At 52.7% G+C, this 12,344-nt stretch carries 14 protein-coding genes and 2 riboswitches; of the genes, 9 read left to right on the forward strand and 5 right to left on the reverse strand.

The window, feature by feature from the left end:
* Nucleotides 1–321 precede the first annotated feature (321 nt).
* Both VFG09_05455 and VFG09_05460 read left to right on the forward strand, forming a co-directional pair.
* Entirely contained in the window at nt 322–1,098 is a 777-nt protein-coding gene (locus VFG09_05455) for a 2OG-Fe(II) oxygenase (GenBank protein HET6514587.1), read from the forward strand.
* Nucleotides 1,099–1,347: 249 nt separating this feature from the next.
* Nucleotides 1,348–2,433: a hypothetical protein gene (locus VFG09_05460; GenBank protein HET6514588.1), complete on the forward strand. Its 1,086-nt coding sequence runs from the start codon at nt 1,348–1,350 to the stop codon at nt 2,431–2,433.
* A 49-nt stretch (nt 2,434–2,482) separates the two neighbouring features.
* On the opposite strand, the gene VFG09_05465 is transcribed toward VFG09_05460, so the two are convergent.
* The 4 genes from VFG09_05465 to VFG09_05480 form a co-directional block, all read right to left on the reverse strand.
* Nucleotides 2,483–2,932, reverse strand: coding sequence for a universal stress protein (locus VFG09_05465; protein HET6514589.1), 450 nt, complete (start codon nt 2,930–2,932; stop codon nt 2,483–2,485).
* 1 nt (nt 2,933) lies between these two features.
* A complete protein-coding gene (locus VFG09_05470) occupies nt 2,934–3,350 on the reverse strand; it encodes a hypothetical protein (GenBank protein HET6514590.1) in 417 nt (138 codons plus the stop codon).
* A 65-nt stretch (nt 3,351–3,415) separates the two neighbouring features.
* Nucleotides 3,416–4,414, reverse strand: a complete 999-nt coding sequence (locus VFG09_05475) for a sulfite exporter TauE/SafE family protein (protein HET6514591.1) — start codon at nt 4,412–4,414, stop codon at nt 3,416–3,418.
* Between the two features lie 23 nt (nt 4,415–4,437).
* A complete protein-coding gene (locus VFG09_05480) occupies nt 4,438–5,199 on the reverse strand; it encodes a GntR family transcriptional regulator (GenBank protein HET6514592.1) in 762 nt (253 codons plus the stop codon).
* 269 nt (nt 5,200–5,468) lie between these two features.
* On the opposite strand from VFG09_05480, the gene VFG09_05485 reads away from it, so the two are divergent.
* The 7 genes from VFG09_05485 (at nt 5,469) to VFG09_05515 (ending at nt 10,887) form a co-directional block, all read left to right on the forward strand.
* On the forward strand, nt 5,469–6,011 hold the full coding sequence (locus VFG09_05485) for an arginine decarboxylase, pyruvoyl-dependent (protein ID HET6514593.1): 543 nt from the start codon (nt 5,469–5,471) through the stop codon (nt 6,009–6,011).
* Nucleotides 6,012–6,018: 7 nt separating this feature from the next.
* Nucleotides 6,019–7,113 carry a deoxyhypusine synthase gene (gene speY, locus VFG09_05490; protein HET6514594.1) on the forward strand — a complete coding sequence of 365 codons (1,095 nt, stop codon included), beginning with the start codon at nt 6,019–6,021 and terminating at the stop codon, nt 7,111–7,113.
* Nucleotides 7,110–8,003, forward strand: coding sequence for an agmatinase (gene speB, locus VFG09_05495; protein HET6514595.1), 894 nt, complete (start codon nt 7,110–7,112; stop codon nt 8,001–8,003). Before speY ends, speB begins: the two co-directional genes overlap by 4 nt.
* 196 nt (nt 8,004–8,199) lie before the next feature.
* Nucleotides 8,200–8,496 carry a LapA family protein gene (locus VFG09_05500; protein HET6514596.1) on the forward strand — a complete coding sequence of 99 codons (297 nt, stop codon included), beginning with the start codon at nt 8,200–8,202 and terminating at the stop codon, nt 8,494–8,496.
* Between the two features lie 60 nt (nt 8,497–8,556).
* Nucleotides 8,557–9,195 carry a class I SAM-dependent methyltransferase gene (locus tag VFG09_05505; GenBank protein HET6514597.1) on the forward strand — a complete coding sequence of 213 codons (639 nt, stop codon included), beginning with the start codon at nt 8,557–8,559 and terminating at the stop codon, nt 9,193–9,195.
* A 228-nt stretch (nt 9,196–9,423) separates the two neighbouring features.
* A complete protein-coding gene (locus tag VFG09_05510; protein HET6514598.1) occupies nt 9,424–10,404 on the forward strand; it encodes a DUF3187 family protein in 981 nt (326 codons plus the stop codon).
* Between the two features lie 190 nt (nt 10,405–10,594).
* A riboswitch (cyclic di-GMP riboswitch) is annotated at nt 10,595–10,672 on the forward strand.
* A gap of 50 nt (nt 10,673–10,722) precedes the next feature.
* Complete coding sequence (locus tag VFG09_05515) at nt 10,723–10,887, forward strand: hypothetical protein (protein ID HET6514599.1); 165 nt, start codon at nt 10,723–10,725, stop codon at nt 10,885–10,887.
* A 253-nt stretch (nt 10,888–11,140) separates the two neighbouring features.
* Here VFG09_05515 and VFG09_05520 read toward each other — a convergent pair whose 3' ends face one another.
* Entirely contained in the window at nt 11,141–11,773 is a 633-nt protein-coding gene (locus tag VFG09_05520; GenBank protein ID HET6514600.1) for a lipocalin-like domain-containing protein, read from the reverse strand.
* 204 nt (nt 11,774–11,977) lie between these two features.
* Nucleotides 11,978–12,053, reverse strand: a riboswitch (cyclic di-GMP riboswitch).
* Between the last annotated feature and the right edge of the window lie 291 nt (nt 12,054–12,344).

Raw genomic sequence — 12,344 nt, forward strand, 5'->3', positions numbered from 1 at the left:
TAACAGTCTCAAAATAATATTTACAGATGTGCTCCCTATTATTGGTCATGCCCGAGATCCTTAGTCGGGCATCCATTCTGTTCAAAGTGGATTCCCGCCTTCGCGGGAATGACGGCCAAGAATGTGCAGACTATTATGAGACGATTAATAATGGAGAAATCTCGACGACTGCACGAGAAGACTCCCTGAGAGGCTCCCGTCAGAAGTATAAAGGGTAAACCTGTTGCCAGATTCTTGACAGTCCTACGTTCTTTCTGCTACTATGATCCAAAATAAACCATTTACTCCCACATCACAAGGCCAAACTCACGGAGGTCAACTATGCAATACTTGAATCATGACAGTATTGGCAAGATCTCGCATGAAACATTCAGGAAGCAACTACCATACCCATGGGTCAATATCCAAGGTACCTTGACCAGTGAGGGTTTCGAGCAACTGCGGACCACGCTCCCCGACGCTTCCCTGTTCGATAAGAAAGTCGGAGTCAAACGCGCCCACGGCCAGGGCTACCATGACCGGTATATCTTGCATTACCGTCCCGGCCTGCCACTGTCAGAACCCTGGAAGGAATTCATCGCAGAAATTCAAGGGAAAGGTTACGAAGCTTTCATCCGCAGGATGCTCGGCCTGCAGCCGGGTAAAGAGATCATCCTTACGATGGAGTGGTATTACGGCTGGAAGGGCTGCGGTGTCTCACCCCACTGCGACGCTCGCCGCAAAGTTGCAACCCACATCTTTTATTTCAACACCGAAGAAGACTGGGAGACGAGTTGGGGAGGCGATATTCTGATTATGGACGATGGCGGACGTTTCAAGGCTCATTCGGCACCGTCCTTTGACGACCTGAGAGTCGCTGCCTCGTTGGATCCCCGGGGCAACGGCAGCCTGCTTTTCATGAGGACCGAACATTCCTGGCACGGAGTGCGTCCGCTCCAATCTCCGCCCGATCCCCTGCGCAAGCTGTTCATTATCACCATCAACACCCCTACCATCCAGGTGTGGTGGCGGCGTCTGCGCGGTAAGGACCCCGATGGTTATCGCATCGGACCATACTCCGGGTCCGGGGCTTCCTCCGCTCGAGGGATCGCCTCGTGAGCCGTCGACGTCCCGAATTACGAAACGCGTGGAACGTGCAGCATGAAGGCAGCTGAGAAGAAGTTGCGTGGGCCGGCTTCATCCCCGCCGCTCTCACCCCGCATTGTTTCTTCCGGAGCCGGTCCGAATGCATCCGATGGCGCAAAGTACTCATCTATAGACCTTGGCGATTCCGAGCAAATCGTCTTGATGCTCATGCCTTCTGGACGGGGCACGCTTCGGGCGCAGGTTCAGGAGGTGCTATCGGCCATGGAAACAATTCTGGAAAACCAGTTACGGCCAATGACCGTAACAGTCCAAACGGTCTTTTTGCGCGATCCCGGTGACCAAGGAGAGTGCGAGCAACTCTTATCGGCTTACTACGGCGCACGTTTGCCCGTCACGAGCTTTGTCCTGCAGCCACCTTGCTCTGGTGCGGCTCTCGCTCTGGAGATCTGGACCATCGGCGGAACTTCGGTCTGCGTGGATCAACGCTGCCGGGAGGCCAGCGTCGTTTCGTATGACGGTATCCGCTGGGTCCATTGTGCCGGTATCATGCCAGCCGCGCCGACAAAGAACGCGTATAATCAGACCCTCGATGTGTTGGAGCGGATGCGCGCAACCCTGGATCGGGTCGGAAGCGGTTTTGAACACGTGGTCCGCACCTGGTTTTATTTGGGCAACATTACTGAACCGGAAGTGCATACGCATCGCTATGAAGAACTCAACCGCGCCCGGACCGACTTCTACCGCGATATCTCCTTTTGCCCCTCATTGCTGCGGCCGGATTCCCCCGGCAGCGTTTATCCTGCCAGCACCGGCATAGGTATGGCAGGCACCGGTCTCGTGGGAAGTTGCCTAACGTTGCAGACCAGGCGCAACGATATGTTCCTTCTGCCCCTGGAAAACCCCCTGCAGACGCCTGCTTACGCCTATGAACCTGGAAGCGAGCACCGAAGCCCGCAATTCTCGCGAGCCATGGCACTCGTTTCCAGAGACTACGTTATGACCTGGATCTCCGGTACTGCAAGCATTGTCAATGCAGAAAGCTGTCACCTGAACGATGTAAGAAAACAAACCGAACAAACCATCGACAACATCGAGCATCTCATTTCGCCGGAGAACTTCGCCGCTCACGGCGTTCATGGAGCAGGCGCCTTCCTCCATGATTTGGCCGCTGTCCGCGTCTATCTTAAACGACCTGAGGACTTGGAGAAGTGCAGGGCCGTATGTGAACGGCGCCTTGCTGACGTGCCATCTCTTTATATCACCGCCGATGTGTGCCGGCCCGAGTTGTTTGTTGAGATCGAAGGCATCACGTTTTCCCGATACCCGCTTACAGGCGCTTCACTTTGATTCAAACCATTGATCAGGCCGCGAAACGTCAAGGCCATTCCAACGCGATCTATGCCTTAACGACAAGGACAGAGCAGGGTGTGTGGCCGATCACCTTTGAGGTGACGCTGCCCATGAGAAGCCTTTGGAGACCCCTTCTTCCATGTCTTCCCATGACAATCATGTCAACGTGCTTCTTCTCCGCTTCTTCCACAATAAACTCATAGGGTTCTTCTCCTTCATGCACAATGGTCTCGCACTCGATCCCTTCCCCTGCGGCGTATTCTTTCACCGATGCGAGCAACCGGCGTGTCTCTTCTTCGGCCTTTTCGACGATTTGAGGAGCCATGGTTGCGTATTCCGGATTGACCTCGACCACCGATAGTACATAGAGCTTTGTCGAGCATGCCTTTGCAAGATTGATGGCCTCGCGGAGAGCCGCCTCGCTGTATTCAGAGCCGTCGGTTGCCAGGAGTATCGTCTTGAGCCCCGTGAGTGGACAGATCCGTGTTTCGATCATCTCAGTGTCCCCCCGATTTCAGGATCCCCGATGCTGCGAGGACCAGCACGAGCACTTCGATGATCGCGATCACCCCGTAGATCATATCCTTCTTCCTGAAGAGTACCGGTATGATCCTTAAGTAACAGAGGATCGTCACGCCGGCAAGGAAGACTATGCCGAGAAAATTCAGAAAGTCCCCTTTGCCGAGCATACCGATCCATGACCAGCCGGTATGGATGTTGGTCGCAGCAAGATACTTATGTACCGACAGTCCCCAATATTTCGGAAGATCGCTCACGGGGATATGGGGTGTAAGGATCCCGGTAAGATAAACCACGAATGTCACGATGAGCGTGAGCAGTCCTGCCTTCATGCCCAGATCAAGAACTTTCGCATAGGCGAGCTGTTCCTCCGTCGCCTTCACTTTCTTTTCCATAGAATTCCTCCTTGTTCATTGAAAATCATCGGGTCTTTTCTTAAGCTCCGTACCGACCTTCCCCGTTATTTCCAGATTCCCAACCCCTTCAGCAACGCCCTCAAGCCTGCGAAGAGGAGCATGGCTATGACGATATAACGAACGGCCGCGGGTTTGGTCCTTGCGAGAATCCGCACACCCACGATGGAACCGAGCATGATGCCGATGATTGACGGGACAACCATCATGGGCAATACGGCACCGTTGTTCACGTAAATCCAGGCCGCCGAGGTGTCGGTGATGGAGAGCAGGAACTTGCTCGTTGCGACAGAGACCTTCAGGGGCGCGCCCATCATGATGTTCAAAACCGGCACATTTGCCCATCCCGCGCCAAGTCCGAACATGCCCGCCATGATGCCGATGAGAATAAAGGTTGCAAGACCCTGGGGTGTCCTGTGTATCTTCCAGTTAATGTCCTGGCCTGTCGACGCCTCATGATAAATACCGTTTATCCTGAGGGCCGTCGAGAGCGCATCAGCCTCCCTGACTTCAGGGTACTCGGACTTCTTTGCCATGAGCATGATGAGCACGATGCCGAGTATGGTGCCGCCCAGGGCAGTATTGACGACATTCGAAGGAAGGGCGAGTCCGAGCATCGCTCCGACGATGGCACAGGCTGATGCTATGAGAGCGACGGGCAGTGCCAATCTGAGATCGGCCATCGCCTTTTTCAGGAGGCCGGGTCCGGCAGCAAGGGCCCCGGCAAGGGCTACGAGAAGTCCCGCCCCTCTCACGAAGTCGATATGGAATGGGAAAAAACCTCCTATGATCGGCACAAAAAGGACGCCTCCTCCAACACCCCCGAGGACCGCCACAATGCCGAGCAAAAAGGTCACGATGAACAGGATCAGCGGCCATGCCCACCAGGGCATCGCCGATTGTACTGCGGGCGGGGCAGGCGGTCCATCTGTTGAGGCAAACACGGTAATTACAGAGACATGGACGACGAAGATCGCAAGCATCAAGATCAAGAATTTCCACCCGTATCCATCCCGCTTTTTGGCTATTGCCTTTTGAGAAACCATTCTTCCCTCTCCTCCTTTATGTTTTATCGTATTCTTTCGAACTCCGTCTGGAACTTGTACCGATCACTTCTCCCCTGAAGCCTCGTGTAAGCGACGGGGGTATTATCGGAACTGAGAAAAAGCCTGTGAACAACGAGTACCGGGGAACCTTCTTTGAGATCGAGATTCTGGGCGGAATCCCGTTTCACCCTCGAAATCTCGATGGTCTGTATGACCTTGAAGATCTTCTTCACTCCCCTCTCCTGAAGAACCGAATAGAGGGATTGTCTGGCAACATCGAGCTTCTCCACGCCCGGAAGCGTCTGATAGGGGATGAAAGACTCCTCAATGCATGCCGTTTCGCCATTTATCATCCTTCTGCTCAGGATGCAGTATATCCTGTCGACCGTCTTCAGGTAGGCCTTCACCTCGGTCGGCGGCTCCTGAATCCCCTTGAAAAGTACCCTCTTCTCTACCTTCACCTCCTTCCCAAACATCTCTTCGGTAAACCTTGTCCTCATGGCAAGCCCCACGACGGGAAGGACGCTCGTCACAAACGTCCCCTTGCCCTGAACCTTCATGAGGTAGCCGTCCGAAACGAGATTCATTATTGCCTGCCGTACGGTAATCTTGCTGATCTTGTGTTTCCTGCAGAGTTCCTCTTCCGTCGGTATCTGTTGTCCCAGTCGCCATCTCCCGGAGGTTATCTCTTCGAGGAAGATCCTCGTGAGCTGTATATAGAGCTTCTCCTGGTTGAACCTATCGATCGTTTTGTTCTGCAACGATGGCGTTTCATTTTGCATCATATTGATATGATATTATAACGATATGATCTTGTCGAATTAAAAAAAATGTAAAATGTATTAGCTTTCCTAATAGATGAAATCGCGGTGCCGTCCATGGTTCCTTGTTGAGCCTCTGCCCTTCTTGATCTCCCTGCCGGCCATTCCCTTTTTCCACGTTGCGCTTTACGGCTGTTTTGCGTATCATAATCCTTGATTGGGGACAGGGCACGAGGGCAGCGGGAGGACCGGGAGGCTGCCGGAGGAAGATTCCCCGAAGGGAGACGAATACCATGTACGTAGCCAGCAAGATGTTCCTCACAAAGGGTGTCGGCTGTAGCAAGGAGAAACTCGTGAGCTTCGAACTCGCTCTCCGTCAAGCGAAGATTGCGTCCTTCAATATCGTCAGGGTATCAAGCATTTTCCCTCCCCGCTGTGAAATTGTCACCGTACAAAAAGGGATCAGAGAACTGACGCCGGGGCAGGTCGTCCATGCGGTCCTCGCAGAGACATCGACCAACGAAGGACACCGTCTCATAGGCGCTTCCATAGGCGTCGCTATCCCCAGGGACCGGGACCGCTTCGGCTATCTCTCCGAGCACCATTGCTTCGGGGACGACGATAAGACCGCGGGCGACTATGCCGAGGATATCGCTGCACAGATGCTTGCAACGATTCTTGGCGTGGAGTTCGACGTCAACGAGAGCTACAACAAGCGGCTCGACCAATGGAAATTGAGCGACCAGATAGTCAAGACACGCAACATCACCCAGACGAGCATCGGGAAGAACGGGATCTGGACAACCGTTGTTGCTGCCGCCGTCATGGTACCGTGAGGACGCGGTGAGCGGGAGCTGCTACCTCAGAGGAAAACCGATCAAGCCGAAGGAAATCACAGGCGGGATCTCAGCCGCCCAATTGATCGAGGAGACATTTTTGGCCTATAACGCCGGCCGCCTCCGCGAGGCGTGCAGGCTCTTCACCCGCAAAATGCTCGAGCCCGATGTTACCGTGGGACTCAGTATTACCGGGGCCCTGACCCCCGCAGGCATGGGGATGTCCTCTCTCATTCCCCTCATTGATTCAGGTTTTATCGATTGGATCGTGAGCACCGGAGCAAACCTCTATCATGACACCCACTTCGCTTTGGGGCTTACCCTGCATCCTGGAAGCCCCCATCTCGACGACCGCAAACTCAGGCAGGAAGGCGTCATCCGTATCTACGATATCCTCTTTGACTACAACGTCCTCCTCTCGACGGATGCCTTCTATTCGAACGTCCTCCGGGGAGAGGAGTTCAACGGCGAGATGTCGACGGCCGAGCTCCATTACAAGATTGGCAGGTATGTCAATGAACTCGAAACCACGCTCGCCATCGGAAAGGTAAGTGTCTTGGCAGCGGCATACAGGGCGGCTGTGCCGATATACACGTCATCTCCTGGAGACAGCTCCATAGGGATGAACATTGCCAGACTTGTCATGGACGGCAGCAGGCTCAGGTTAGACGTGGCCAGGGACGTGAACGAGACGGCAGCCATTGTCCTGCATGCGAAGGAAAAGGGAAAGAGCGCGGTCTTTATGCTTGGAGGAGGTTCACCGAAGAATTTTGTCCTCCAGACAGAACCCCACATCCAGGAAATTTTGGGAATAAAAGAAGCAGGACATGATTACTACCTCCAGATCACCGACGCCCGTCCTGACACCGGCGGTCTCTCAGGGGCAACACCGGGCGAGGCCGTGACCTGGGGAAAGGTCGATGCCGAGCAACTCCCTGATGCCGTCGTCTGTTATGCTGATACGACCATAGCCTTGCCGCTCCTGACTGCTTATGCTGTCGCAAACCGCACGCCAAGGCCCCTCTCCCGCCTGTACAACAGGATCGGGGATTTCTCGAAGAGGCTTTCCGAGAAATACTCGGAAGCAAAGACAAGAGGGTGACCCTTCTTCCTCCCAGGAATTTTCTCAATCTCCCGGAAGAATGGTCTGGTCTCGACCGGTCTCGGGTGGTCATCCTCCCTGTTCCTTACGAACATACGACGAGCTACGGCAAGGGAACGGCTTCAGGTCCGGTTTCGGTCCTTGCTGCGTCGGGCCAGGTTGAGCTCTATGACGAGGAACTCGGTGCTGAAATTTACCGGGTGACCGGCGGAATTGCCACCTTAGAACCCATGGAATTCCAGAGCTTCGACGCCACCGCCCTGGGGTTGATAGAAGAGCAGGTTCACGGCCTCATCGAAAAAGGCAAGACCGTGGTCTGCATAGGCGGGGAACATTCGATTTCGATCGGCGCTGTTCATGCTCACTCGAGGCGCTACGCGAACCTTTCGGTCCTCCAGCTGGACGCCCACTCAGACCTCCGGGATGAATACGAGGGGGACAGATACAGCCACGCCTGCGTCATGGCGAGGGTATATGACTTCAATAAGGATATCGTCCAGGTGGGAATAAGGAGTCAATGCGCCGCAGAGGCTGAGTTTATCAAGAGAGAAGGGATAAAGACCTTTTATGACTATAGCATCAGGCAGAGAGAATACGGTGGAGGCGGCCGATCCTGGGATGAAGAAGTCATCGATTTCCTCAAGGGGGATGTCTATCTCACCTTCGACTGCGATTTCTTCGATCCCGCCCTCATGCCGGCAGTCGGAACTCCTGAGCCCGGGGGATTCGGCTGGTATGAGACTCTATCGTTCCTGCGCCGTCTCGCCAAGAGGCGGAATATTGTCGGTTTCGACATAACGGAACTCTCACCGCTCCCCGGACTCATCCATCCACAATTTATCATTGCGAAGCTCATCTACAAGCTGATAGGATATATCTCTTCGCGCTGATACGTCTCATTTCCTGACTTCGCCCAATCCTTTCGAGAAAAGAAGGCATGGTCCCCGTCGGTCCCCGTCTTGACATTCCCTGAAAACCGGGTACCATGAAATTGACGTAAGGACTTTGTACTGAGACTGATTTTCGGGTCCTGCTGATTTATTGTTCGAACCGGGGATTCATGTCCCAGTCACCGAGGGGGCGAATATGCAGCTCTTTCTTTTTCTGGCGTTCATCATCGCTGTCATAGTCGTGCTCTTTGCCGTTCAGAATGCCTCAATCATTACCATCTCCTTTCTCTCCTATCATTTTCAGGGGTCCCTCCCCTTTGTCCTCGTCATCATCTTTGCGTCAGGATTCGTCACAGGGGTGCTCATGATGCTGCCTTCAAGCCTCAGGAAGAGTCTTGCCCTGCGGGAGCAAAAGAAAAAGGTGAAAGCACTTCAGGAAGGAATGACAAAAGAGTCTCTTCATTCTCAGACAAAGGACCCAAGAACTCTTTGACCTCATGAGCATTCGCTGCCACTCATTATCTTTATAGTCCTGCGAATATCGGTTTAGGAGATGGAAGGAAAAAAAAGGGAACGATACTGGGGCGCCTTCGCCTGTACGTACGATGACGGTGCAGAGTATGTTGTCGGGAAGGCTCTTCGCCAGGCGATCCTCCATCGACTGTCTGAAGAACGTGACCTGGGAGACACTGTAGAATTCGGATGCGGAACAGGATATTTTACGACGGCCCTGGCTGTGAATGCAGCGTCTCTTACGGCAACGGACCTTTCCGATGAGATGCTGGCAGTCGCACGAGTGCGCCTGAAAGACTTTTCGCGGGTGACCATCTCCAAAACGGATTGTGAAGGCACGCCGTTCACGCCGGAGAGCTTTGATACCGTCTTTATGGCAAACGTCCTCCACACGATAAGAAATCCCCGCAAGGCACTTCAGGAAAGTTATCGGATTTTGAAGGACGGCGGTCTGCTGCTCATCGTGCTCTACACGGATTTCGGCATGAGCTGGTTCGAGAAGATGGAACTGGCCCTGAGATATTTCGTCACATTCGGCATGCCCCCTCCCCATGGTCTGAAGAACTATTCTCCCGATGAACTCGGATCGCTCGTAAGAAGCGTCGGATTTAACAACGTAGAGATTCAGCTTCTGGGAGATAAACCGAAAGCCCTCTATTTGAGGGGCCGGAAGGCGTGAACGGTGGCTGCGGCAGCATAAACTTATTAATGCCTCAAATTTGATTACAGCGTTGATCAGAAAATCTCCCCTTACCCCTCTTTGCCAAAGAGGGTAATAGTCCCTCCCTTTGGAAAAGGGAGGTTAGGATCCGTTGCTCTCATGCCTTGCTAGCGCGGATTAATGCTAAAGCATAGGATAACACTCAGGTTTTGTTCGCCGGTCCGGATCGGGTATAATCAGTAGCCCATGCTGACACGTATCATCAGAACTCTCATTAGAGCGCTGGCGGTGCTCACGGCTCTCCTTCTTCTTTCTTCCAGGGCCTATCCCTTCGAAGGCCCGCTCTATGTCAAGAATCAGTTCCCCCTATTCCTCCTGTCGGACCCTCCCTATCTTGAAAAGGCATCTCTCGAGGACTCTTTTTCCAGCAGTTTTTTCTACTCGAGCATCTATATGGTCCGGAATTCTTCTCAATGGTCTGTGGGTCTGGATATGGAACTGGCCGAACTGGATCTCAGACTCAGGAAAGCTATTCACAATACCATTGAGCTTGGCATAGACATCCCCTTCCTGAGTCTCAACAGCGGCATTATGGATAGTTTCCTCGAAGACTACCATCGCACCTTCGGATTCTCCGATTACGGCAGAAGCAGCCGACCGAGGAACTCGTTCCTCTATGAGGTGTACAAAGGGAGCAACCTCATCTTTAAAACAAAGGGGGGCAATGTTGGCATCGGCGACATCCGCGTCATGGCGAAGAAGACGGTCTTGACGGGTGATCCTGTACTCAGTGTACGTCTTGATCTCGAACTCCCGTCAGGGAGTATCTCAGACGGATTCGGCAACGGCACTCCCGATGCGGGTGTTGCTCTCCTCCTCGATAAAAGACTTGGAGAAAAGATCATGACCTACACCAACGGAGGGGTTGTCTTTCCCGGTGACCTGAAGTGGAGAGAGAGGCAGAATCTCAGAGAGTTTGTTTACGGAGCCTTCGGCGTAGAAGCGGCAATCTGGAACAGTTTCAGTCTTCTCGGACAAGTCTTTGTCCAGGGTTCACCGTTTCCGCACACAACCATTCCCCAGATAGACAGGACAGCGGTCCTCCTCACCTTTGGGGGAAGATACCATTCAGGAAGAGACAACTTCGAGTTCTCCCTGACAGAAGATCCGAATACTGCCGGAGCGCCAGATTTCACTCTCTCTTTTTCGTATAAGAGATACTTCTAAATCGTGCTCCACTTTTTCCATCCTACCCCATATGAAGAAGCGCTAAGGAATGCACAGACAATTATTGATGAATGGATTGATACTGCCAGAAGCCTGGGACGAGAAATACCGGAACCTAAAGGAAGACTCATGTATGCATGAGTAATCCCAGTGATTTTTTCTGTAAGAATTTGGAGCATAGTTGTGACTGTCCCGAGAAAGCCAAACCCTGCGCGAGGAGGGGACGGAAAGCGGCGGGTCTTGAAGAGAAGACGGCCGTGCTGCCGAAGGATAAGCCTGAGGTAAGCTCGGCCTTTTCGTTTGCTTCAGGAAGGGGCGATGAAGTCCGAGAGGATTAAACCGGTCGATGGGACAGATGGGTATAGGAACGGTCTCGGCAAGACGAAGAGATTTACGGTGATGAGTGGGACGATCACCGTCCGGCGTCCTCGTGTCAGGGGGACCGAAGAGCGGTTTGAGAGCAAGATATTAAGGGTCTCATAATAGTCTGCACATTCTTGGCCGTCATTCCCGAAGGCGGGAATCCACTTTGAACAGAATGGATGCCCGACTAAGGATCTCGGGCATGACCAATAATAGGGAGCACATCTGTAAATATTATTTTGAGACGGTTAATAATTTACAGAAGAAATACACACAACGCAGGAGCGAGTACCTTTCCCTCGCCCCTGCTTTTACAAAGGGTCGGAACAAAATGAGGGGGACAAAGAGATGTCTCTCCCTTCCTGAAAATGCTTTAATGATAACCAGGTATCTTCGTCGGCATGTCTCCTTCCATCTTTTCCATCAACTCGTCTTTCTTCTGCTCTATTCCTTCCTTCATCTTTGTTGCCGCACCCGCCCGTTTATAGACGCCGTAGTTCGTTCCGCCAATCGTCGTGGTGGCGGCAATCATTTTCAACTCGTCTCCGACGATGGTGATAATCCGCTTCTGATTCTCGCCATCCCAGTTGGGGAACGTACTTCCTTCGATTGACACATTTAACACAGTTTGCTCCTTCTCGCTCGTCACCGTATACCTGCCGAAATAGGCAACGGACCCTTGAACAACCGCCTGATTCTCCTCGCTGGTTCCTTTCATGCGGCTGTTGGCGGCGAATTTCGGGAGGCTCGCACGCATCAGGATGTGCGAGAAGCGGCCGTCTGGGGTAAAAATTATGGAACCCCTCGGACTGGGTCCGAACTGTTCGGTCCTCTTGCCGTCTTGCTCGTTATACATTGAGACGAGACTCCAGGTTCCCTGAATCTGCTGTGCCAAATTGCCACCCTTATCCTGGGCCCAGACATCCGAAGCTCCGGACAGCATCCCAAAAGAAACAATGGTAACGAACAGCAATGCCATTGTCAGTTCCTTAACATACCGTTTCATTGTGTTCCTCCTTTCACTGCGGCTTAGTGCATTACTAACAATCCACCTCCTTCTCCCTCGATACAGGAGATCGTCAAACCTTGTATGGTTCACCTCTCAGTCTGCCGCACACGACGGCACTTCAAGTACCACTTTTCTCTGGCTTCAAGGATTCCTCATCCTCATACGCCAAAACAAAAAGCCGAACATACCAAAGATTAATCCTTCGGCAGCTCGGCCATCTTACTTAAGACTCGCCGCTTTCCGTCCCCCCTTCGCAGAAGGTTTGGCTTTGTCGGAACCTGTCCCCCATTAACTTCCTTTTATCATAAAAAAGGCGTTTGTCAACTTGTCTTTTAGGTCTCTAAATTCAATTTCAAAAAACGACTTGCCCTATTGGTTACCATTTGAAAGGTTCAGTTGTGAAAACTGCATCAAAGGTGTTCGTTCAAGGAAGGAGAACTAAACCGCTTGCGCGGTGGTAACGAGTAGTCAGTCAGTTCCGAAAAAATAGACCTCTCTTTGTGTTGTCAGGCTTTGGCCTGTTCAGTCCGCCCTTGCTGATCAATTCTTGTCATTTTACAATCTTCTT

This window comes from Thermodesulfovibrionales bacterium, assembly GCA_035686305.1.
GTDB lineage: Bacteria > Nitrospirota > Thermodesulfovibrionia > Thermodesulfovibrionales > UBA9159 > DASRZP01.